The 20,723-nt window shown below is 57.2% G+C and carries 20 protein-coding genes; 1 reads left to right on the top strand and 19 read right to left on the bottom strand.

All coding sequences use genetic code 11. The features are described from left to right. Positions 1 to 3 precede the first annotated feature (3 nt). From hflC to LINBF2_RS05685, 16 genes are all read right to left on the bottom strand, one after another. The gene (hflC, locus tag LINBF2_RS05760; RefSeq protein ID WP_281891114.1) at positions 4 to 912 is read right to left on the bottom strand and encodes a protease modulator HflC; all 909 of its coding nucleotides are present in this window, start codon (positions 910 to 912) and stop codon (positions 4 to 6) included. A gap of 14 nt (positions 913 to 926) precedes the next feature. After that, entirely contained in the window at positions 927 to 2,306 is a 1,380-nt protein-coding gene (gene hflK / locus LINBF2_RS05755; protein ID WP_281891112.1) for an FtsH protease activity modulator HflK, read from the bottom strand. 53 nt (positions 2,307 to 2,359) lie between these two features. Further along, complete coding sequence (gene hflX, locus LINBF2_RS05750) at positions 2,360 to 3,523, bottom strand: GTPase HflX (protein WP_104797493.1); 1,164 nt, start codon at positions 3,521 to 3,523, stop codon at positions 2,360 to 2,362. 67 nt (positions 3,524 to 3,590) lie between these two features. Continuing rightward, entirely contained in the window at positions 3,591 to 3,857 is a 267-nt protein-coding gene (gene hfq / locus LINBF2_RS05745) for an RNA chaperone Hfq (RefSeq protein WP_104797494.1), read from the bottom strand. Between the two features lie 67 nt (positions 3,858 to 3,924). Next, positions 3,925 to 5,265: a ribosome biogenesis GTPase Der gene (der, locus tag LINBF2_RS05740; RefSeq protein ID WP_281891108.1), complete on the bottom strand. Its 1,341-nt coding sequence runs from the start codon at positions 5,263 to 5,265 to the stop codon at positions 3,925 to 3,927. A 24-nt stretch (positions 5,266 to 5,289) separates the two neighbouring features. Then, the gene (gene bamB, locus LINBF2_RS05735; protein ID WP_281891106.1) at positions 5,290 to 6,426 is read right to left on the bottom strand and encodes an outer membrane protein assembly factor BamB; all 1,137 of its coding nucleotides are present in this window, start codon (positions 6,424 to 6,426) and stop codon (positions 5,290 to 5,292) included. After that, the gene (locus LINBF2_RS05730) at positions 6,423 to 7,094 is read right to left on the bottom strand and encodes a tetratricopeptide repeat protein (protein ID WP_281891104.1); all 672 of its coding nucleotides are present in this window, start codon (positions 7,092 to 7,094) and stop codon (positions 6,423 to 6,425) included. The genes bamB and LINBF2_RS05730 overlap by 4 nt, the downstream gene beginning before the upstream one ends. Positions 7,095 to 7,144: 50 nt before the next feature. After that, complete coding sequence (gene hisS, locus LINBF2_RS05725) at positions 7,145 to 8,428, bottom strand: histidine--tRNA ligase (protein ID WP_281891293.1); 1,284 nt, start codon at positions 8,426 to 8,428, stop codon at positions 7,145 to 7,147. A gap of 81 nt (positions 8,429 to 8,509) precedes the next feature. Beyond that, the gene (gene ispG / locus LINBF2_RS05720; RefSeq protein ID WP_281891101.1) at positions 8,510 to 9,793 is read right to left on the bottom strand and encodes a flavodoxin-dependent (E)-4-hydroxy-3-methylbut-2-enyl-diphosphate synthase; all 1,284 of its coding nucleotides are present in this window, start codon (positions 9,791 to 9,793) and stop codon (positions 8,510 to 8,512) included. Beyond that, a complete protein-coding gene (locus LINBF2_RS05715; RefSeq protein ID WP_281891099.1) occupies positions 9,783 to 10,433 on the bottom strand; it encodes a helix-turn-helix transcriptional regulator in 651 nt (216 codons plus the stop codon). The genes ispG and LINBF2_RS05715 overlap by 11 nt, the downstream gene beginning before the upstream one ends. A gap of 29 nt (positions 10,434 to 10,462) precedes the next feature. Then, positions 10,463 to 11,038, bottom strand: a complete 576-nt coding sequence (locus LINBF2_RS05710) for a hypothetical protein (RefSeq protein ID WP_281891097.1) — start codon at positions 11,036 to 11,038, stop codon at positions 10,463 to 10,465. Continuing rightward, complete coding sequence (rlmN, locus tag LINBF2_RS05705) at positions 11,035 to 12,165, bottom strand: 23S rRNA (adenine(2503)-C(2))-methyltransferase RlmN (RefSeq protein WP_104797501.1); 1,131 nt, start codon at positions 12,163 to 12,165, stop codon at positions 11,035 to 11,037. Before rlmN ends, LINBF2_RS05710 begins: the two co-directional genes overlap by 4 nt. A 44-nt stretch (positions 12,166 to 12,209) precedes the next feature. Next, complete coding sequence (gene ndk, locus LINBF2_RS05700) at positions 12,210 to 12,632, bottom strand: nucleoside-diphosphate kinase (RefSeq protein WP_104797502.1); 423 nt, start codon at positions 12,630 to 12,632, stop codon at positions 12,210 to 12,212. Between the two features lie 124 nt (positions 12,633 to 12,756). After that, positions 12,757 to 14,085, bottom strand: a complete 1,329-nt coding sequence (locus LINBF2_RS05695; protein ID WP_236657751.1) for a pseudouridine synthase — start codon at positions 14,083 to 14,085, stop codon at positions 12,757 to 12,759. Further along, on the bottom strand, positions 14,075 to 14,815 hold the full coding sequence (gene scpB, locus LINBF2_RS05690; protein ID WP_104797504.1) for an SMC-Scp complex subunit ScpB: 741 nt from the start codon (positions 14,813 to 14,815) through the stop codon (positions 14,075 to 14,077). The genes LINBF2_RS05695 and scpB overlap by 11 nt, the downstream gene beginning before the upstream one ends. A gap of 154 nt (positions 14,816 to 14,969) precedes the next feature. After that, positions 14,970 to 15,947, bottom strand: coding sequence for an RluA family pseudouridine synthase (locus LINBF2_RS05685; RefSeq protein WP_236657752.1), 978 nt, complete (start codon positions 15,945 to 15,947; stop codon positions 14,970 to 14,972). An 80-nt stretch (positions 15,948 to 16,027) separates the two neighbouring features. Between LINBF2_RS05685 and LINBF2_RS05680 the strand changes: the two genes are divergently transcribed. Beyond that, complete coding sequence (locus tag LINBF2_RS05680) at positions 16,028 to 16,837, top strand: outer membrane protein assembly factor BamD (protein WP_281891292.1); 810 nt, start codon at positions 16,028 to 16,030, stop codon at positions 16,835 to 16,837. Here LINBF2_RS05680 and LINBF2_RS05675 read toward each other — a convergent pair. From LINBF2_RS05675 to zapE, 3 genes are read right to left on the bottom strand one after another with little or no spacing between them, the layout of a single operon-like run. Next, a complete protein-coding gene (locus tag LINBF2_RS05675) occupies positions 16,806 to 18,992 on the bottom strand; it encodes an ATP-dependent DNA helicase (RefSeq protein WP_281891089.1) in 2,187 nt (728 codons plus the stop codon). The two genes, LINBF2_RS05680 and LINBF2_RS05675, sit on opposite strands and share 32 nt — an antisense overlap. Next, positions 18,989 to 19,552 carry a hypothetical protein gene (locus LINBF2_RS05670; protein WP_281891087.1) on the bottom strand — a complete coding sequence of 188 codons (564 nt, stop codon included), beginning with the start codon at positions 19,550 to 19,552 and terminating at the stop codon, positions 18,989 to 18,991. Before LINBF2_RS05670 ends, LINBF2_RS05675 begins: the two co-directional genes overlap by 4 nt. Further along, positions 19,549 to 20,658, bottom strand: a complete 1,110-nt coding sequence (gene zapE, locus LINBF2_RS05665; RefSeq protein ID WP_281891086.1) for a cell division protein ZapE — start codon at positions 20,656 to 20,658, stop codon at positions 19,549 to 19,551. The genes LINBF2_RS05670 and zapE overlap by 4 nt, the downstream gene beginning before the upstream one ends. Between the last annotated feature and the right edge of the window lie 65 nt (positions 20,659 to 20,723).

The following is a 20,723-nucleotide window of genomic DNA, read 5'->3' as shown; positions in this document are numbered from 1 at the left end:
CTTTTACTTCTTAGGCGCTGGGGCGCTGCCGCCACTGCTGCCACGCAGGGCTTTGAAGAAGTCGCTCGATGGGTCGACCACCATCACGTCGCTCTTTTTGCTGAACGTGGTTTTGTAGGCTTCTAAGCTGCGGTAAAACTGAGCAAAGTTAGCATCGCGGCCAAACGAGTCAGCATACAAACGCGCGGCTTCGGCGTCGCCCTCGCCTTTGATTTTTTGCGCTTCGCGGTAGGCATTGGCTACAGTCACTTCGCGTTGTCGATCTGCATCGGCGCGGATTTTCTCGCCTTCGGCGGCACCGGTCGAACGCAGCTCGTTGGCCACGCGCTTGCGCTCGGCTTCCATGCGGCGGTACACCGATTCAGTGATGGCGTCCACATAGTCAGCACGGGTGATGCGCACGTCAATCACGTCCACGCCCCAAGGCTTGGCACCTTTGACTGCCGTCAACACTTCGCGCTTGACATCGGCCAGCAACTCTTCGCGCTTCAATGAAAGCAGTTCTTTCACCGTGCGCTTGTTGATCTCTTCTTGGAAAGCATTGCGCACAACACGGGCCAGCTGCACAGCGCCGGCGTTTTCGTCCAGACCCACGTTACGGATGTATTGCGATGGGTCGGTGATACGCCAACGGGCATACCAATCAATCACCACACGCTGCTTTTCAGCGGTGAGCATGGGCTCGGTGTCCGCGTTGTCCAGCGTGAGCAAACGCTTGTCGATGTAGCTCACGTTTTGGAACGGTGGCGGCAGCTTGATGTTCAAGCCAGGCTCAGTGATGACGTTCTTGATTTGGCCAAAGGAATACACCACGCCAAACTGACGTTGGTCCACCACAAACAGGGTGGAGCTGAGCAGCGCCAAAGCCACGAAGGCAGAGGAAATGTAAAAACCGATTTTGTTTTGTTGCATGTTCGTGTCCCCTATCAACGGCCATCACGGTCGCGTGCGCGGCCATCGCGTGCGCGCGCATCTGTGGCAGGCGTGCTTGGGTTAGCGGGTGTGTTGGCGGCATTTTGCGCAGCGTCAGCAGGTGACGCAGCAGGTGCTGTGCCATTGGCTGCATTGGTTTGCTGGATGATTTTGTCCAAGGGTAAATACAACAAGTTCGAGCCTTGCTTGGTGTCCACCAACACCTTGGTGGTGTTGCTGTAAATCTGTTGCATGGCGTCGATGTACAAACGGTCACGCATGACTTGTGGCGCCTTTTGGTATTCGCCCACGAGCGACTTGAAGCGTTGCGCATCACCCTCGGCTTGCGCCACGATGCGGGCTTTGTAACCATCGGCTTCTTGCTTCAAACGCGAAGCGGCACCCACAGCACGTGGCACCACGTCGTTGGCATAGGCTTCGGCTTCGTTTTTGGCGCGTTCGCGTTCTTGACCCGCTTTGAGCACGTCGTCAAACGCAGCTTGTACTTGCTCTGGGGGGCGCACGCCACCTTGTTGCAAGTTGATGCCCACCACTTCGACACCGACTTTGTATTGGTCAAGAATGGCTTGCATGATGGTGCGAATGCGTGGACCAATTTGGTCACGCTCGTCGGACATGGCAGCGTCCATCTTCATCTTGCCCACCACTTCGCGCACGGCTGTTTCGGCAGCTTGCACCACGGTGTCCGTGGGGTTCTTGGTTTCAAACAAATAAGCGCGTGCATCTGTCAAACGGTATTGCACGGCAAATTTGATTTCAAGGATGTTTTCGTCTTCCGTCAACATGGCCGACTCGCGCAAGCCCGTGGACTTGACGATGGTGTCACGGCCCACATCGACCGAACGAATTTGCGTCACGAACACCAGCTCTTGGCGTTGGAAGGGATAAGGCAAACGCCAGTTGAAACCGGCACCCACAGTGGAGTGGTAGCGGCCAAACTGCGTGATGACCGCTTGCTGACCTTCTTGCACGATGAAGAAACCGGTGCTGAGCCAAATGGCCAACACCACAGCGCCAATCACACCGATACCAAAACGCGCCACTTTGAAGTCGGGGCCTGTTGGACCACCGTTGTTGTTTGGCGGCTCAGAGCCACCTTTTTTATTGCCAAGCAAGCCTGATAGCTTGGCGTTGAAATCGCGCCACAACTCATCCAAGTCAGGCGGACCGCCCGCGCCTGCTGCGGGTGGGCGCTTGGGTTCGTCTTGCGGCTTTTTCTCGTCGCTCGAAGGCGGAATGGCCTGACTGCCATTGGGGTCAAACGTGGGGTTGCCGTCTTTGTCGCGACCCCAGCGGCCATCGTTGAGGTTGAACATGCCGAGCAGTCGCGCGCACCAAGATTTGGGGCTGACCGTGTGGGTGTTGGAGTTCATGCGCATCGTTGTTTTTTCTTTGAAGTCTTCGATTGTGCCTAAGGATTCAAGCCTCATTCCAATTCCTGCGTATTTGCATGGTCTTCAGGCATCGTCGACAGAGCTTCCTGTGCCAAAAATTCACGCAAAGCTGCGACGCCCTCACCTGTTTGAGCGCTGACAAAAAAGCGCGGTACGCTCAAGCCGTCTACCGTGTAATGGTCTTGTAACTGCACAGGACGCGTTTCGGGGCTCATGGCATCGAGCTTGTTGAACACAAAGACCTGCGGCACATCGGCCGCACCAATCTCGGCCAACACTTTTTGAACCTCGACCATTTGTTCGGGGTAATTGGGGTTAGACGCGTCGACCACGTGCATCAGCAGCGTGGCATCCGCCGCTTCTTGCAAGGTCGCTTGGAAAGCATCGATCAAACCGTGCGGCAAATCGCGGATGAAACCCACCGTGTCTGACAGCGAGACCGAGCGGCCCGTGCCATCGGCATTGCCCAAATACAGCTGACGAGTGGTGGTGTCCAGGGTGGCAAACAACTGGTCGGCGGCATAGGCCCGGGCTTTGACCAGGGCGTTGAACAAGGTCGATTTGCCCGCGTTGGTGTAGCCCACCAGAGAGATGGTGAAGGCATCGCGGCGGTTGCGCTGGCGGCGCTGGGTGCTGCGCTGCTTTTTGACCTTGTCCAAACGTTCTTTGGTGCGCTTGATGGAATCATTGATCATGCGGCGGTCCAGCTCAATCTGGGTCTCGCCGGGGCCACCGCGCATACCGATACCACCGCTTTGGCGCTCTAAGTGCGACCAGCGGCGCACCAAGCGCGTGCTGAGGTATTGCAGCTTGGCGAGCTCGACTTGCAACTTGCCTTCGTGGCTGCGCGCGCGTTGGGCGAAGATTTCCAAAATCAACAAGGTGCGGTCGTTCACCGCCACGCCCATGTGACGCTCTAGGTTGCGCTGCTGTGCAGGGCTGAGCGATTGGTCAAACAGGATTTCGGTGGCACCGTGCATGAGGGCCAGCTCTTTGATTTCGTCGGCTTTGCCGCTGCCTACAAACAGGGCAGCATCGGGCGCTTTGCGCTTGCAGGTGATGCGCGCCACAGGCTTCAGGCCCGCGGTTTCGGCCAAAAGCCCAAGTTCTTCTAGCTCGCCATCGAAATGCGGCAAGCCAAAATCGACCCCTACCAAAATGGTGGCGCCGGCGGTTTTTTGAGGTGTGTCGTTCAAGCGGTCAGTCTAGAAAATAAGGCGTAAAAAAAGGGCTGAAACAGCCCTTTTTGCAGAGCGTTCAAGCTCAGACTTCAGGCGAACTGCCTGTGCCGTCGGTGGGGTTGAAGTTGACAGCGCGGCCCGGCACGATGGTCGAGATGGCGTGTTTGTAAACCATTTGCGTCACGGTGTTGCGCAGCAACACGACGTATTGGTCAAACGATTCGATTTGGCCTTGCAGCTTGATGCCGTTGACCAAGTAGATGGACACGGGCACATGCTCGCGGCGCAGGATGTTCAAAAATGGGTCTTGCAACAGTTGGCCTTTGTTCTTTGAGTTTTCGGTGTTCACGATATGCTCCGTGTCTGTGTAGTTGAAAGAAATGCCACGTTACCACAGAGCTAGAGGGCTTGTAATATCAGTCGTCTTTGCCTGCGTAAGGGTTACTTGAGGTCTTCATCTCAATTCGCAAGGGGGTACCTTCTAAATTAAAGGCCTTGCGGAATCGCCCTTCCAAGAACCGTTTGTAGGTTTCGGTCACGTGCTCCAGCGAATTGCCGTGAATCACGATGATGGGCGGATTCATGCCACCTTGGTGGGCATAACGCAGCTTGGGGCGGTACATGCCGCCGCGCTGTGGTGACTGAAACTGCACGGCTTCTAGCAACAAGCGTGTGAGCAAAGGCGTTGGCATCTTGCACATCGCCGCTTTGTGGGCTTGCGCAATCGCGCCCCACAACGGCCCCAAACCTTGGCGTTTCTTGGCGGAAATGAAGTGCATGGCCGCAAACTTCAAAAACGGCAAACGCGTCTCAATCGAGCGCATCAGCAATTCGCGCTGGTAAGAGTCCACGGCGTCCCATTTGTTCACAGCCAACACAACGGCACGGCCGCTTTCCAAGATGTAGCCTGCGATGTGCGCGTCTTGGTCGGTCACGCCTTGGGTCGCGTCGAGCAACAACAGCACCACGTTCGCCGACTCGATGGCTTGCAAGGTTTTGACCACCGAGAACTTCTCGATGGCTTCAAACACTTTGCCTTTGCGGCGCAAACCAGCCGTATCGATGAGTTCAAACATTTGGCCATTGCGCTCAAATGGCACGCTGATGGCGTCACGTGTGGTGCCCGGCATGTCAAACGCCACCAAGCGTTCTTCACCCAACCACGTGTTGATGAGGGTCGATTTTCCCACGTTGGGGCGGCCGGCCACAGCGAGCTTGATGGTGCCGTTGTCTGCGTCGGCATCTTCTTCGTTAGGGTCAGCCAAATTCAGCGGTGCCAAGGCCTGCGCCATCATGTCGCGAATGCCTTGACCGTGCGAGGCGGACACAGGCAACACTTCGCCCAAGCCCAGCTCGTAGAACTCAACCAGCTGAGCGCCCTCTTTCATGCCCTCGGCTTTGTTGGCCACCAAAATGGTGGGCTTGCCCAAGCGGCGAAGGTAGTTGGCAATGTCGTGGTCTTGGGCAGAAATACCGCCACGCGCATCCACCACAAACACCACCACATCGGCTTCGGCCACGGCTTGTTGCGTTTGACGCGCCATCTCTTTGTAGATGCCGTTGTCAGCGGTGGGCTCAAAGCCGCCCGTGTCAATGACGATGAATTCGTGTTTATCAAAACGGGCGTTGCCGTAGTGACGGTCGCGGGTCAAGCCTGCGAAGTCGGCCACGATCGCATCACGCGATTTGGTCAAACGGTTGAACAACGTGGACTTACCAACGTTGGGGCGGCCCACTAAGGCCAATACGGGTTTCAAAACTTAATCCTTTAACTTTCCCAATTACGGGATTTGGAGGCCAGTCACGCGACCTTCGCGTGTGACCACCACATAGCGACCACCTGCAAACACAGGGGCAGTTGCCAATTCTTCGGTATCGAGCTTGATGCGGTTGAGCAATGCGCCGTCAGCGAGTGACAGCAAATACAACCAGCCGCCGTTGTCAGCCACCAACACGCCGCGCGGCGTGACCAGTGGTGCGCTCAAGATGCGGTATTTCAAACGCTCGGTGTCCCACAGACGTTCGCCATTGCTGCGATTGAACGCTTGCACCACGCCGTTGGACAGTGGCGCGACCAGCAAGGTGTCGTTGCCACTCACGCCCATCTCGCCTGCGGACGGACGTGTCCACACGCCTTGACCACGGTCTGCATTCACACAACCGACAGCGGTCTGGAAGGCACGCACGCACACCACGTCTCCCACGCGGTCAAACGGGGCGACCAAGTCGACCAAACGCTCCACGTCGTTGGTGCCGCGCGGTGTGGCAATGGCTGATTCCCAACGAATTACGCCCGTGTTGGGGTCAATGCCCGCCAAGCGACCAGACAGGCCGACCACCAAGGTGTTCTTGAATGCAAGCATCACACCTGCTTGCTTCAGCACCAAAGGCTCGCCAGGGCGCTGCTGGGTCCAGAGTTGGCGACCTGTCGCACCATCAAACGCGATGACTGAACGATCTGCTGTCAGCACAAACACGCGTGAACCCGCCACCAAAGGCGCGGTAAACGATTGCGCAGGCAAGCTCTTGCGCCATTGCACTTTGCCGTCTTGCAACGCAACCAGTTCGTTGTTGCGAGTCACCACTGCCAGCTGTTGGCCATCACTGCCCACGCCCGCTGAAATAGCTTGGTCCAACTTCAAACGCCAAATGTCTTTGCCGGTGGCGGCGTCCAACACGGCCACCACGCCTTGGCTGTTGGCCAGAGCAATGCGATCTTCGCGAGCTGACACGACCAAGGGGAAGTCCACCTTGCCCACATTGGCGGTCCAGCTCGTGCGCATGTCTTGCAACACGGGGACGCCAGGAATTTCGGTGGGCTTAGGACGCGAAGGACCCGAGCATGCAGCCAAGGCCACGCACGCGCCAACTAGCGCAACGCGTGTCAGAGATAGGCAGCGAGACGTTGTTGTGTTCACTTTTTGCTCTCCACGGCAGCTGTATCTTCAGGGTCTGCGCCCAAAGCAGACAATTTCACAGCCACCAAACGGCGGTACTCGGCGTTGGGCTCAAAGCCCTTCCACGCATTTTTGTAGTGTTGAACAGCTTCAGCCGGTTGCGCTTGCAACATGGCCAAGTCACCCAAGCGATCGGCCATCAAGGGGGCGAAGGCTTCTGGCACTTTGGCAGTGAGTTGCTTGCGGGCTTCGTCATACGCTTTGTCTTCCACCAACAAAGCAGCCAAACGCAAACGTGCCAAGGCTTGGTAGCCCTCGTCGCTGGCTTTCTCAACAACCCAGCTCAGCTGAGCTTTGGCATCGGCTTTGCGGTCCTTGTCGTTGTAAACGCGGGCGGCCAACAAAGCGGCTTGTTGAGCGTAAGTAGTGCCGGCAAATTTGTCTTTGATGTCGCTCACCGAGCGGTCAAGCAAAGCAATGTCGCCACTCAACGCGGCGCGTTCCACCGTGTCATACAAGGCCGCAGATTGGGCCGCTTGTTTGCCTTGGTAAGACTGCCAACCCATCCAAGCGGCATATCCGCCCAACACGGCAATCAGCAGCCACGTGATGAGGTCGCCCCAGTTTTTCCAAAAGTGCTTGAGTTCGTCGATTTGTTCTTGGTCTTCAAGGTTGAGGTGCGATGACATGGTGTGAATGCTTTGACTTAAAAATTTAGCGAATTGTAGGGCTCGGCTTATCAGCCAGCGGTTTGAGACGGGGCCACGCCCTGCGCAAGTTTGGCAGCCACACGGGTGGTAACGTCTGCCAAGGGCAACGCCTCTTGCGCACCCGCGCCATCGCGCAAGGCTTTGAGGGTAACTTCGCCGCGCGCCAACTCATCGCCGCCAAAAATCAGGGCGAACTGTGCGCCGCTGCCATCGGCTTTTTTGAACTGCGATTTCATGCTGCCCATTCCTTCACCTGCCCCCGCATGCATTTGCACGGACATGCCTTGCGCACGCAGGATTTGGATGGTTTTGAACACAACAGGCAATGCAGTCGCGTCGGGCACGATGGCGTACACATCAGGCCCCACAGCCTCGGGCAATGTGCCCTGCTCTTTGAGCAACTCCAGCACACGCTCCACACCCAAGGCCCAGCCTACGGCGGGCGCAGGCTTGCCTCCCACTTGCTCAATCAGATAGTCGTAACGGCCACCGCCGCAAATGGTGCCTTGCGAGCCCAAGCGGTCGGTCACAAACTCAAACACGGTGAGGTTGTAGTAGTCCATGCCACGCACCAAGCGTGGGTTGATGCGGTAGGCCACGCCACTCGCATCCAAAATGGCTTTCACCGCGTTGAAGTGAGCCAGTGAAGCCTCGCCCAAAAAGTCGATCAACTTCGGTGCGGCTTCGACCACGGCTTGCATCGCTGGGTTTTTGGTATCCAAGATGCGCAAGGGGTTGGTGTGCAAACGGCGCTTGGCTTCTTCGTCCAGCACATCGACATGAGCTTCTAAGTGAGCAATCAAAGCAGTGCGATGCGCCGCACGCTCGTCGGGTTGGCCCAAGCTGTTGAGCTCCAAGCGCACGTCTTGCAAACCCAGTTCTTGCCACAGCGTGGCAGCCAACAAAATGAGCTCGGCATCCACCTCGGCGCCAGGAAAACCCAAAGCCTCTGCGCCGATTTGGTGGAACTGGCGATAGCGGCCACGTTGTGGGCGCTCGTGGCGAAACATCGGGCCCATGTAATACAGGCGCTGACCACCGTTGTAGAGCATGTTGTGCTCAACCACTGCACGCACCACACCGGCTGTGGCCTCTGGGCGGAGCGTGAGCTGCTCGCCATTCAGGCGGTCTTCAAAGGAGTACATCTCCTTTTCCACAATGTCGGTCACCTCGCCCAAGCCACGCACAAACAAGGCGGTGGGTTCAACGATGGGTGTGCGCAAGTTGCGATACGCGTGGCGTGCCATCAGACCGCGAACCTTCTCTTCCAACCATTCCCATTGGGCTGAGGCTGGAGGCAACAAGTCGTTCATGCCTTTGACAGCGGTCAAGGCTTGGGCTTTGGCAGGTTTTGTTGTTTTGTTTTCTGTCGTCACGATAGGCAGGCGCACGGATTAACCGAAGCGTTTTTCAATGTAGTTTTCAACAATTTGGTGGAACTCTTGCGCGATGTTGTCGCCGCGCAAGGTCATGGCTTTTTCGCCGTCGATGAACACGGGCGCTGCAGGCGCTTCTCCGCTGCCAGGCAGGCTGATGCCAATGTCAGCATGCTTGCTTTCGCCAGGGCCATTCACGATACAACCCATCACCGCGACCTTGAGGTTTTCCACCCCGGGGTATTGGGTGCGCCACACAGGCATTTGCGCGCGTAAGAAGTCGTCAATCGACTTGGCCATTTCTTGGAAGGTCGTGCTGGTGGTGCGACCACAGCCAGGGCAAGCCGTGACGCTGGGCACGAAGGTGCGCAGCCCCAAGGCTTGCAAAATCTCAGAAGCAATCACCACCTCTTGCGTGCGGGCTTCGCCGGGCTGAGGTGTGAGCGAGACGCGAATGGTGTCGCCGATACCTTCTTGCAAAAGAATAGACAAAGCCGTGGCCGAAGCCACTGTGCCCTTGGTGCCCATGCCCGCTTCGGTCAGGCCCAAATGCAGCGGATAGTTGCAGCGCTGAGCCAGCTCACGGTAAACCGCGATCAGGTCTTGCACACCACTGACTTTGCAACTGAGCAAAATTTGTTCAGCGGGCATGCCCATGCTCTGTGCCAATTTAGCTGAGTCGATGGCGGAGGTGATGAGCGCCTCGTACATCACTTGCTTGGCTTCAAAGGGCTGCGCACGCAAAGCGTTTTCGTCCATCAATCGGGCCAACAGTTCTTGATCCAAACTGCCCCAATTCACACCAATGCGCACAGCTTTGTTGTAGCGCATCGCGGCTTCAATCATCTGGCCGAATTGCTTGTCGTGCTTATCGCCCTTGCCCACGTTGCCGGGGTTGATGCGGTACTTGGACAAGGCTTGCGCACAGTCTGGAAATTCGGTCAGCAAACGGTGGCCGTTGTAATGGAAGTCGCCAATCAGCGGCACGTTGATGCCCATCTTGTCGAGCTGCTCACGCACGTACGGCACGGCGGCAGCTGCCTCGGGTGTGTTGACGGTGATGCGCACCAATTCAGAACCGGCCAATGCCAATTCTTTGATTTGAATAGCCGTGCCAATCGCGTCTACCGTGTCGGTGTTGGTCATGGACTGCACGCGCACAGGCGCATCGCCACCCACGGTCACCACGTGGTCGCCCCATGACACGCGGGCTTGCAAGCTGCGGCGTGCTTTGGGTTGTGACAACGCAATGCCGTGCGTTTGAGGCAAGGCGAAGCCTTGGGTGTGCGCGTTATTTACCATCCGAGGCTCCCGGTGCGCTGGCAGGTGCTGCAGCACTGGCCGCTTGTGCGGACACGGCTGCCGAATGAACCGTGGTCACCACCATGTTGCCGGACACGTTGTCAACCACGGGCGCAGGCACTTCGGTGGAAGGCAAAGCAATGGCAGGCTCCACGGGGACCACCACGGTACCCGCGGTGGGATCGTCTTTGAACACCAACAAGCCATGAATTTCTGGCCACAAACCAATCCCCAAGGCCAAGACCAACACAGCCACAGCCGCCCAACGCATGGGGGTGAACAAACGTGCCACAGCGACAAAGCTGGACTGCGGTAAAAAGGAAGGACGGTCCAAAGGAAAGTCCAAACCACGTTCGTTTTTAGCTGCTAAGCGCGACACATCTTGGGTGGGCAACAAGGCCAGCACGGGGGCTGCATCGGTCTTCAATTGGCGGCACACGGCCAAGGTCAAGGCGCGCGCAAACATGGCGTCTGGTAACGCATCCAAATGGTCGGACTCCAAGGCCTCTAGCTTGGCAGGTGACACGCGCAAGGCTTGCGCCAACACGTCGAGCTTGAACCCTGCGTCTTTGCGGAGTTGACGCAACAAGGCTCCAGCTGTCGTGCTCGAGGTAGTCGATGTGGTGGTTTCTTCAGTCATCAGGCTTCAAAAAAGAATGAGGGGTTTGTTCAATGATTGTGTTGGCGCGTGTCAGCGGGTGTCGCACGCTTTTTACAAAATTCAATGGCTTTGTTTGTTTTGTCAGCACTGGCGTAGCCCGGTTGCGACAGCGCACGGCCCAACTGGGTTTGTGCTTCTGCAAAACGGTTTTGTTCGCACAAGAACCAACCGTAGTTGTGTTGAATGGCACCTAGCTCGGCTGAGCGCACAGGCGGCTGAGACGCCAGCTGCAGGGCCTGCTCAAAACTTTGTTGCGCCAAAGCAGGCGCTTTTGCGCGCTGGTGAATCAGTCCAAGCAAGCTATACGCATCGGCATAGTTCGCGTCAATTTGCAAAGCGGCGCGCACTTCTTGCTGCGCTACGTCGTTTTGGTTTTGTTCGTAATACGCACTGGCCAAACTCAGGCGGCGCATCGCGCGTTGGCGGGTGCTGTCGGGCTCGACTTGCGTGAGCGTGTCGAGCTGCGGCGTAGCACTTGTGCATGCGACCAGACCACAAGCAGTGGCAAGCCAAAGCAACGCGCCACTTGCCAAGCTCCTTGACGTGCAACTGGCAAGGCCACTGATCGCATACCACACGCTCATGACGACACCTGTGTCAGTGGAATCACGCGCTGCTTGGCCATGCGGGCATCGACCTTGGTGCGGTCTTTCACGTCACCCGCAAGCTGGCCGCACGCGGCATCAATGTCGTCACCGCGCGTTTTGCGCACCGTGGTGATGATGCCGGCTTCACTGAGCTGCGCCGCAAACGCTTTGACCGTGGCGGCACTGGAACGTGTGAGACCCGAGGCTGGAAATGGATTGAACGGAATGAGGTTGAATTTGCAAGGCACGCTCTCACCTAAACCGCGTTTGGGCTTGACCAAATCAATCAAGGCTTGCGCGTGTTCGGGCTGGTCGTTCACGCCATCCAACATGCAATATTCAAAGGTGATGAAGTCACGTGGGGCGTGCGCCAAATAGCGGCGGCAAGCGTCCATCAATTCATGCAAAGGGTATTTGCGGTTGAGCGGCACCAAATTGTCGCGCAAAGCATCGGTGGGTGCATGCAGTGATACGGCCAAGGCCACGGGGCAGTCTTCGCCCAAACGGTCCATCATGGGCACCACGCCCGAGGTAGACACCGTCACGCGGCGGCGTGACAAACCGTAACCATGGTCGTCCAACATCGAACGCAGCGCAGGCACCAAGGCGCTGTAGTTTTGCAGCGGCTCGCCCATGCCCATCATCACCACGTTGGAGATGACGCGCTCAGTCGTGTTGAACTGTTTGCGCAGCGTGTGCTCGGCAAACCACAGCTGCGACAAAATTTCGCCAGTGGTGAGGTTGCGGCTAAAGCCTTGGTGGCCCGTGGAGCAAAAGCGACAACCCACGGCGCAACCGGCTTGCGACGACACGCACAAAGTGCCTCGATCGTCTTCGGGAATGAACACGGTTTCAACGGCGTTGCCGTCACCCACGTCGAACAACCATTTGATGGTGCCGTCGGCGGAGTCGTGTCGGGAAATAGGAGTGAGTGGCTGAACCTGTGCGCAGGTCTTCAGCTTCTCGCGCAGCGACTTGGCGAGATCAGACATCTGATCAAAGTCTTGTGCGCCTTTTTGGTGGATCCACCGGAACAGCTGCGTGGCACGGAAGCGTTTCTCGCCCAAGCGCTCACAAAAAACGGCCAAACCGTCGAGATCAAAATCAAGCAGGTTGGCCGTCATTTTTTTGCTTAGGCATTGCTGCAAGCAGCAACACCAATTGCCTCTTAGTGACCGTAAACGTTCATGCCAGCGAAGAAGAAGCCGATTTCGACAGCGGCAGTCTCAGCGGCGTCAGAACCGTGCACAGCGTTGGCATCAATGCTGTCAGCGAAGTCAGCGCGGATGGTGCCAGGAGCAGCGTCTTTAGGGTTGGTAGCGCCCATCAAGTCACGGTTTTTCAAGATTGCGCCTTCGCCTTCGAGCACTTGGATCATGACAGGGCCGGAGACCATGAAATCAACCAAATCTTTGAAGAAAGGACGCGCTTTGTGCACAGCGTAGAACTGTTCGGCTTCGCCGCGTGACAGGTGAGCCATGCGAGCTGCGACAACTTTCAAGCCAGCAGCTTCGAAGCGTGCGTAGATTTGGCCGATGACGTTCTTAGCAACTGCGTCTGGCTTGATGATGGAGAGAGTACGTTCGGTCATTTGGATTTTCCTGTATTGACTGTGATTGAAACTTTTATACGCGATGTGCGAAGCCCGCTATTTTAACCGTTTCAAGGGATTTCCCTTGAACGGGCAAGCGTTTTTGGTGCATCTTGCGTGTGATTTATCGGCCGCCTCGCCCGCCTTGGCCACGATTGCCACCTGAACCGCCAGCGTTGCCGCCGCCCGAGCGGCCACCACCAAAGCTGCCCCCTGCCGAGCCACCGCGGCGTGGACCGCTGCTGGAAGGACGTGGACCACCGACCAGGCCGGCTTTGAATGCTTTTTGGCCATCTTTTTTGCGTTGACGCTCCTCGGCGTAGCTGTCTGCACCGATGTAGCCCACTGAGGTTTGCATTGGATCTGGCTGTGGTGCGCGCTCTGGCGCTTTGCCACCGCGGCGGCGCTCTGTACGCACCAAACGCTCGGGGCCACTGCGCTCTTCAGCCGCACGCGGTGTGGATGGACGCGGACCAATGCTGTTGCCGCGACGGCGGCTGTTGGCGCGCTCGCTGCGGTCATGGCGTGAGGGGCCGCTTTGCATCGGTGCTTCAGCACCAGCGGCTTCCATCAGCGCGCGAATGTCGCGCTCACCCAGCTCTACAAACGCGCCGCGCTTCAAGCCGCGTGGCAACACCATAGCGCCGTAACGAATACGAATCAGGCGGCTCACGGCGTGGCCCACGGCCTCGAACATGCGGCGCACTTCGCGGTTGCGGCCTTCAGAAATGGTGACGCGGTACCAGCAGTTAGAACCTTCGCCACCGCCCTCTTCGATCGAGCCAAATTGGGCTGGACCATCGTCGAGCTGAATGCCCGTGATGAGCTGTTCTTTTTGGTCTTTGCTGAGTTTGCCCAGCGAGCGCACCGCGTATTCGCGTTGCAAGCCAAAGCGTGGGTGCATCAGCTGGTTGGCCAACTCACCAGAGCTGGTGAACAGCAACAAGCCTTCGGTGTTCAAGTCCAAACGGCCCACGGATTGCCATTTGCCTTGGTACAGGCGGGGCAAGCGGCGGAAAACAGTCGGGCGGTTTTGTGGATCATCGGTGGTCACCACTTCGCCCGCAGGCTTGTGATACGCGATCACGCGCGGTGGCGGTGGTGCAATGCGCACCTTGAGCTGACGGCCATTGACCTTGATCTGGTCACCAAACTGCACGCGTTGGCCGGTGTGGGCCACTTCGTTGTTCACAGCCACATGGCCTTCGGCAATGAGGCGCTCCATCTCGATGCGCGAGCCCATGCCCGATTGGGCCAAGACTTTGTGCAGCTTCGGCGATTCAGGTTGTGGCAAGAGCACTCGCTTTTCTGGCGCAGCTTCGGCGCGGATCAGCTCGGCATCGAACTCGCCAGAAACGACGTCGTCAAAGTCAAACGCGGTGTCGTCGTCATCCAAAAATTCGTCGTGTGATTCGGTTGGCTTGCCACCCAGGTCGTGGTGTTTAGTGTTCATGCGTGTCGTCGCCGGTTGGGGCGGGGTCTCTGGGTGAGGAAAGTTCAAAAATAGGGGCATCGTCGCTGAGCGCCGTTGGGGCTTGTGCGGCCACTTCTGCAACCGCCTCGCCTTCGACTGGCGTGGCAACTTCAGTCGCATCAGCAGACTCAAGGGCCATGTTCATTTGTAAAGATGGGTCGTCTTCGCCCAAACGGGCAAAGGCGTTGGCTTGCGCCTGGGCGCTGTCGTACACAGGCAATTGGTCGAGTGAGGCCAAGCCTAAGTCGTCCAAGAACTGGCGTGTGGTGGCGTACAAAGAAGGACGGCCCACGGTTTCGCGGTGGCCAATCACTTCGACCCAGCCACGGTCTTCGAGTTGTTTGATGACGAGTGAATTAACGGTCACGCCACGGATGTCTTCCATGTCGCCACGGGTCACCGGTTGGCGGTAGGCAATGATGGCCAAGGTTTCCATCACGGCACGTGAGTATTTAGGAGGCTTCTCAGGGTTCAAACGGTCCAAATATTCACGCATTTCTGGGCGGCTTTGAAAGCGCCAACCGGTGGCCACTTGCACCAGCTCAACGCCGCGCTGCGCCCAGTCGAGCTGCATTTCTTCCAGCAAGGTGCGAATGGTGTCTGCGCCCAAGGCGTCAGAGAACAGCACGCGCAAATCGCGAATCTGGATGGGTTGGTGCGAACAAATCAGGGCGGTCTCAAGTACGCGCTTGGCATCCACGGTGTTCATCGTGAGAGTTCCGGGTCAAGGGTCGAGGAAAAGGCCTACGAAAATTCATCTCGAGGCAGTAAGGGCCATGCGGGGCATGGCACGAGTCAGAGCCAAAGGGCTCACCGCTTTCACAAGCGTGAGCCTATATTGTAACGGAGGTGGCTGGAAAGACCTAGTCGGGGCGCTTGAGGCCCAAACCGGCCAGTAAATTGACCATATCGTCAGGCAATGGCGCTTCAAATTTGAGAGGCTCGCCGGTGATGGGATGGTCAAAGCTCAGGCGGAAAGCATGCAAGGCTTGGCGGTCAATGCCAAGCGTCATCGGCCCTGCATAAAGCGAATCGCCCACCAGCGGATGACCAAAGTGCGCCATGTGCACGCGAATTTGATGCGTGCGGCCTGTGTGCAAGGTGCATTGCACCAAACAAGCTTCTTCTTGACTGCTCAGACATTCAAAGGTGGTGTGGGCTTCTTTGCCTGGCAAGCGCTCCAGATCAACCACAGCCATGCGCAAGCGGTTGCGGTAGTCGCGGCCAATGGCAGCCACGATGTCGCGCACAGGTGTGCCACTCCATTTGCGGTAGGCCACGGCCAAATATTCGCGGTGCACTTCACGTTCTGCAATCATGGCCACCAAGGCATCCATGGCGCGACGCGTGCGCGCTACGATCATCAAGCCACTGGTGTCTTTATCAAGGCGGTGCACGATGCCCGCGCGGGGCAGCATCACCGCTTGTGGGTCCAAGGCCAGCAAGCCATTGAGCAGTGTGCCGCTCCAGTTACCGGGCGCAGGATGTACCACCAAACCTGCTGGCTTGAACAGCACACGCAGATCTTCGTCTTGGTAAATGACGTCCAACGGGATGTCTTCTGGTTTGAAAGCCTGACTCTGCGGCGTAGGCCTCAAGATGAGTTGATAACGCTCGCCCATACGCACCTTGGCCGAGGCCTTGGTCATCACGCGAGAGGTGGGCAACACGCAGCTGACACACCCTTCGCTGAGCAACTGCTGAGAGAAGCTGCGCGAGAACTCAGGCAACAACACAGCCAGAGCGCGGTCTAGACGCTCGCCATGCAAATCGTTGGGGATGGAGAGTTCACGGGTTTCCACCTCTGGCCCGTCGATGAGGTCGACATGCTCATCGAGCAAAACATCCTCCTGAACAGGCGTGGGGGATGGTGGCTGAGCCGATAGAATGGATTTACTTTGCTTCAAGAGGTTGACCTGTGGTGTTACGACTCAAATTATCGACTGTGTGGATGGCCATTGGCCTATCGACTGCTATTCTTTTCACAGGATGCGCCGACAGCAACTACGACCCCACCAAAGACTGGAGCAACGACAAGCTCTACAACGAGGCCAAAGACGAAATGGCCGCGGGCGGTTACGACAAAGCCATTGGCATGTATGAAAAGCTCGAAGGCCGTGCTGCGGGCACGCCTTTGGCACAACAAGCTCAGCTAGACAAAGCATGGGCACAGTACAAAACCAACGAACCCGTGCAAGCTGTCGCCACACTGGACCGCTTCATCAAGCTGCACCCTGCCAGTCCAGCAATGGACTATGCGCTGTACCTCAAAGGTTTGGTCAACTTCAACGACAACTTGGGACTCATGTCATCTGTCGCCGAACAAGATTTAGCTGAACGCGACCCTAAGCAAGCGAAAGAATCGTTTGAAGCCTTCCGCGAATTGGTGAATCGATTCCCAAGCTCAAAGTATGCAGAAGATGCACGCTTGCGCATGGCATTTATCAAAAACTCACTGGCGCGTTCAGACGTCCACGTGGCGCGCTTCTATTACCAACGTGGCGCCTATGTAGCGGCGATCAACCGCGCACAAACTACGGTGCAGGAGTTCCGCGATGTGCCAGCGGTCGAAGAAGCTTTGTTCATCATGGTGCAGTCCTACGACAAGTTAGGTCTGAACCAGTTGCGCGATGACACCAAACGCGTGTTAGAAACCACCTACCCCAATACAGCCTTCTTGTACCCAGAGCGCGCAGCGACTAAAAAGTCGTGGTGGAAGTTCTGGAAATAAAGTCTAGGTTGAGCGCCTCCAACGACTGAGCCAACGCCTCAGTCGTTTGCAACTGACGCATGGGCGGCAAAGCCGCCATCAAACGACGGCCATACCCTGTGGTGACCAAACGGTTGTCACACAGCACCAAGACCCCTTGATCAGACTCGGTGCGAATCAACCGCCCAGCCCCCTGCTTCAAAGCCACCACAGCCTCTGGCACAAAGTAGTCGTTGAACGGGCTGCGGCCTTGGGACTCTAAGCGCTTGCTGCGCGCCTCGACCAATGGATCGTTCGGCGGCGGAAACGGCAGCTTGTCGATGATGACCAGCTGCAGCGCATCACCCGGCACATCAAAGCCTTCCCAGAACGTGGCTGAGGCCACCAACACGCAACCGCCCTCACCCACTTTCGCACCTTCGCGAAAACGCTCCATCAAATGACGCTTGGGCCATTCACCTTGCACCAACACCTCGATGCCTGAGCCTTCGAGCTGTTGTTTCATCACATCGCCAATCGCACGCAAGGCACGCAAGGTGGTGGTGAGCACCAAGGTGCGACCACCCAAGCGACGCACAGCATCGCTGGCGATGGCTGCCACCTGCGCACTGTGCGCGGGGTCATTGGGGCGCACGATGTCACGTGGCACATAGAGCGAGGCTTGTGCAGGGTAATCAAACGGGCTGCTCACGCGCAAGATTGTGGCGGACTCCAAGCCACAAGGCTCGGTGAACCAACGCAGGCGTGGGTCGTCCCCCAAAGTGGCCGAGGTGAACACCCAGCTGCGTGGACGCGTGTCTTCTGCGGGGCGCATGGGAAACGCGCTCTCAAACGGAGAAGCTTCGGCATCGTGATCATGTGTGCTGGATGCGTCTTCTGCTTCGTGCGAGGCCACAGCATCGTCGAACATAGGTTCATCGTGCCAAGGGGGCGGCTCTTGGTCTGCGCCATCCTCTGCCATGGCGGCTGACTGCTTCATCAAACGTTCACGCACAGTTTCAGCAATGTCCAAAGGTGCTTCCATCAAACGCATTTGCGATGCGCTCACGTCCACCCAACGCACGGCATCGGGTGCACACGGATTCAAGAAGGCATCGACACGTTTAGCCACTTCAGCCACACGGTCATGCAGGCGCATGAAGTCGGGAGCAATTTCACTCACCGTATCGAGTGCCTGCAAAGCTTGTACGCAAGCAACGCCCACATCTTGCAGCGATTGCTCCCATGCGCCCGCGTGAATGCCCTCCGGCGCCTCCTCGGTCCAACGCAGCTTGACCGCACCCATGCGTTTGCCGCCCATCAAGCGCAGCTCGCGAGCAGCGCGCTCCAGCCCTGAGCACACACCTTGCCAATCGGCTAAGCCACGCGCCAATTGCAACCCGGTGGCCAACATGTCACGCGTCACATCGAGCAACTGTGCCGTCCCCAATTGGTGACCTAAAAAATTCACACCCACTTCGTTGAGCTGGTGCGCCTCATCAAAAATCACCACGCGCACACTGGGCAGCAACTCGGCCATGCCGGTTTCGCGCACGGCCATGTCGGCAAAAAACAAATGGTGGTTGATGACCACCACGTCTGCCCCCAGCGCCTCACGCCGAGCAGCATTGACATGACACGTTTTGAACTTGGGGCATTGCGAGCCCAAGCAGTTTTCACGGTTGGACGTGATGAGCGGAATCAAAGGTGAACGCTCATCCAAACCGGGCAACTCGGCCAAGTCCCCCGTGCGCGTACTGAGTGACCATGTCTCCACACGCGACAACAAATGCACGGTGTGGCGGTCAGGGATTTGTGTGTCGCGTCGCGCCATTTCCATGCGGTGCGTACACAGGTAGCTGGAGCGCCCTTTGAGCAAAGCCAAGCGAATGGGCAAGTTGAGGGCTTGCACCAAACGCGGTAAATCACGCGCAAAGAGTTGGTCTTGTAAGGCCTTTGTGGCGGTAGACAACAACACGCGCTCACCACTCAGCAACGCTGGCACCAAATAGGCAAAGGTCTTGCCGACACCTGTTCCCGCCTCGACCACCAAACTGCCACCGTGTGCCACCACATCGGCCACAGCGAGCGCCATGTCAGTTTGACCTTGGCGCGGGTTGAAATGGTCAGTGGCGCGTGCCAACACACCCAGCGGTGCAAAGGCTTCTTGCACCAAGTCGCGCAAGGGATGTGTCATCGGCCAGGCACTGGCAGCGGCGCTGCGGGTTCTTTGGTGCGTTCGCGCAATTTCTTTTCTACATCGGCACGGCGCTGTGCAGCTTCGCGTTGCTTTTGCTCGTATTCACCGCGTTTGGTGCCTTGCAGCTCATGCTCCATTTGCTTTTGTGCATTGGCATCGGCTCGGTCTTTGCTCGCTTGAACGGCTTGCGCGCGATTGGCTTGCGCTTCCTTGGTTTTGGCTTCGCTGGTTTTTTCTTCTGTCCGCTGCACCGCCTCTTCGGCTTGGATGCGGCGCTCAGTGGCGTTGTAACGCAGCTCTTCCTTGCGCAAAGCGGCATTGGCTTGGATGCGACGCTCGCGTGCTTGAATGCGACAACTCGTCACATCAAAGTTTTGATAGCAAGCCTTGAGCTCTTGTTGATAGGTGTCTTCCAGCTTTTGCCTGAGTGCAGACAAGCGCTGACCTTCTGCTTGACGCGCTTCTAAGCTTGGCGCACTCGCAGGCACTTGCGTTTGCGAGTAAGAAGCTGTCCAAATACAAGCCGCGCAGGTGAAGAAAAGAATCTCTTTTTTCATGTCAACCCCGTATCCACGGTACGACGCTCCAACGCCAAGAACTCAGCCGATTGCATCTCGTTCAAGCGAGACACCGTACGCGGGAACTCGTGCGACATCGGGCCCTCGGTGTACAACTCTTCAGGGGGCACAGCCGCTGACAACATGAGCTTGACGCGACGGTCGTACAACACATCTACCAGCCAAGTGAAGCGGCGAGCTTCGGCAGCCTTGTTCACAGGCATGAGTGGCACATCGCTGAGGAGCACCGTATGAAATTGGCTGGCAATTTCTAAGTAGTCGTTTTGCGAACGAGGGCCACCGCACAAGTCTTTGAAGTCAAACCACACCACACCACCGGCGCGACGACGCGCTTTGATTTGGCGGGCCTCAATGTGCAGCACAGGGTCTTCGTCTTGGCACTCGGCTAAGCGGTTGAAGGCATCAGTCATCGCCGCATCGGCCTTTTCACCCAATGGGCGTAAATAGAGTTCTACCTGCTCCAGTGTGCGACGACGGTAGTCAGTACCGTTGTCGACGTTGATGATTTCCAGCTCTTTGTTGAGCAACGCAATCGCCGGCATGATGCGATCGCGGTGCATCCCGCCTGGGTACAAATCATCCGGCTTGAAGTTAGAGGTGGTCACAAAGCCCACACCGTTGTCAAACAGGGCATCAAGCAAGCGATGCAAGATCATCGCGTCCGTGATGTCGGCCACGTGAAATTCGTCAAAGCAAATCAGCTTGTACCGCTTGGACATTTGTTTGCCCAACACATCCAGCGGGTTGACCGTGCCTTGCAGTTCACGCAGCTCACGGTGCACCTCACGCATGAACTCATGGAAATGCAAACGGGTTTTGCGCTTGATCGGCACAGCCTCGAAAAAGCAATCCATCAAAAAGCTTTTGCCGCGCCCCACCCCACCAAACATGTACACGCCACGCGGAATAGCGGGACGGTTGACCATCTTCTTCAACGCGTTGGATCGCTTCTCTTTGTAAGCGGCCCACTCGCTGGCGCAACGCTCTAGGGCATCAATCGCTCGCAACTGCGCAGGGTCGCTTTTGAAGCCTCGAATTTCGAGTTCTTTGAGGTAGTTTTCGTGGACGGGTTGTTTGGCTGACATAGGGCTCTATTGTGCCTTGCCCATGAAAAAAGCCCGCTGTTGCCAGCGGGCTTTTTAGACGCAAG

The sequence above is a fragment of the Limnohabitans sp. TEGF004 genome, assembly GCF_027924965.1.
In the GTDB taxonomy this organism is placed as follows: domain Bacteria; phylum Pseudomonadota; class Gammaproteobacteria; order Burkholderiales; family Burkholderiaceae_C; genus Limnohabitans.
Note: the sequence above shows the minus strand (reverse complement) of the source record. Positions and strands in the feature narration are given on the sequence as shown.

What these genes read in the sequence shown, in the direction of transcription:
- LINBF2_RS05675 (WP_281891089.1), bottom strand. Translation starts at nt 18,992, where the DNA reads ATGACACATCCCTTGCGCGACTTGGTGCAAGAAGCCTTTGCACCGCTG.
- hisS (WP_281891293.1), bottom strand. Translation starts at nt 8,428, where the DNA reads ATGAACGACTTGTTGCCTCCAGCCTCAGCCCAATGGGAATGGTTGGAA.
- ndk (WP_104797502.1), bottom strand. Translation starts at nt 12,632, where the DNA reads ATGACCGAACGTACTCTCTCCATCATCAAGCCAGACGCAGTTGCTAAG.
- LINBF2_RS05710 (WP_281891097.1), bottom strand. Translation starts at nt 11,038, where the DNA reads ATGAGCGTGTGGTATGCGATCAGTGGCCTTGCCAGTTGCACGTCAAGG.
- hflC (WP_281891114.1), bottom strand. Translation starts at nt 912, where the DNA reads ATGCAACAAAACAAAATCGGTTTTTACATTTCCTCTGCCTTCGTGGCT.
- zapE (WP_281891086.1), bottom strand. Translation starts at nt 20,658, where the DNA reads ATGTCAGCCAAACAACCCGTCCACGAAAACTACCTCAAAGAACTCGAA.
- rlmN (WP_104797501.1), bottom strand. Translation starts at nt 12,165, where the DNA reads ATGACGGCCAACCTGCTTGATTTTGATCTCGACGGTTTGGCCGTTTTT.
- LINBF2_RS05695 (WP_236657751.1), bottom strand. Translation starts at nt 14,085, where the DNA reads ATGAACACTAAACACCACGACCTGGGTGGCAAGCCAACCGAATCACAC.
- ispG (WP_281891101.1), bottom strand. Translation starts at nt 9,793, where the DNA reads ATGGTAAATAACGCGCACACCCAAGGCTTCGCCTTGCCTCAAACGCAC.
- LINBF2_RS05730 (WP_281891104.1), bottom strand. Translation starts at nt 7,094, where the DNA reads ATGTCATCGCACCTCAACCTTGAAGACCAAGAACAAATCGACGAACTC.
- scpB (WP_104797504.1), bottom strand. Translation starts at nt 14,815, where the DNA reads ATGAACACCGTGGATGCCAAGCGCGTACTTGAGACCGCCCTGATTTGT.
- hflK (WP_281891112.1), bottom strand. Translation starts at nt 2,306, where the DNA reads ATGAACTCCAACACCCACACGGTCAGCCCCAAATCTTGGTGCGCGCGA.
- LINBF2_RS05670 (WP_281891087.1), bottom strand. Translation starts at nt 19,552, where the DNA reads ATGAAAAAAGAGATTCTTTTCTTCACCTGCGCGGCTTGTATTTGGACA.
- LINBF2_RS05715 (WP_281891099.1), bottom strand. Translation starts at nt 10,433, where the DNA reads ATGACTGAAGAAACCACCACATCGACTACCTCGAGCACGACAGCTGGA.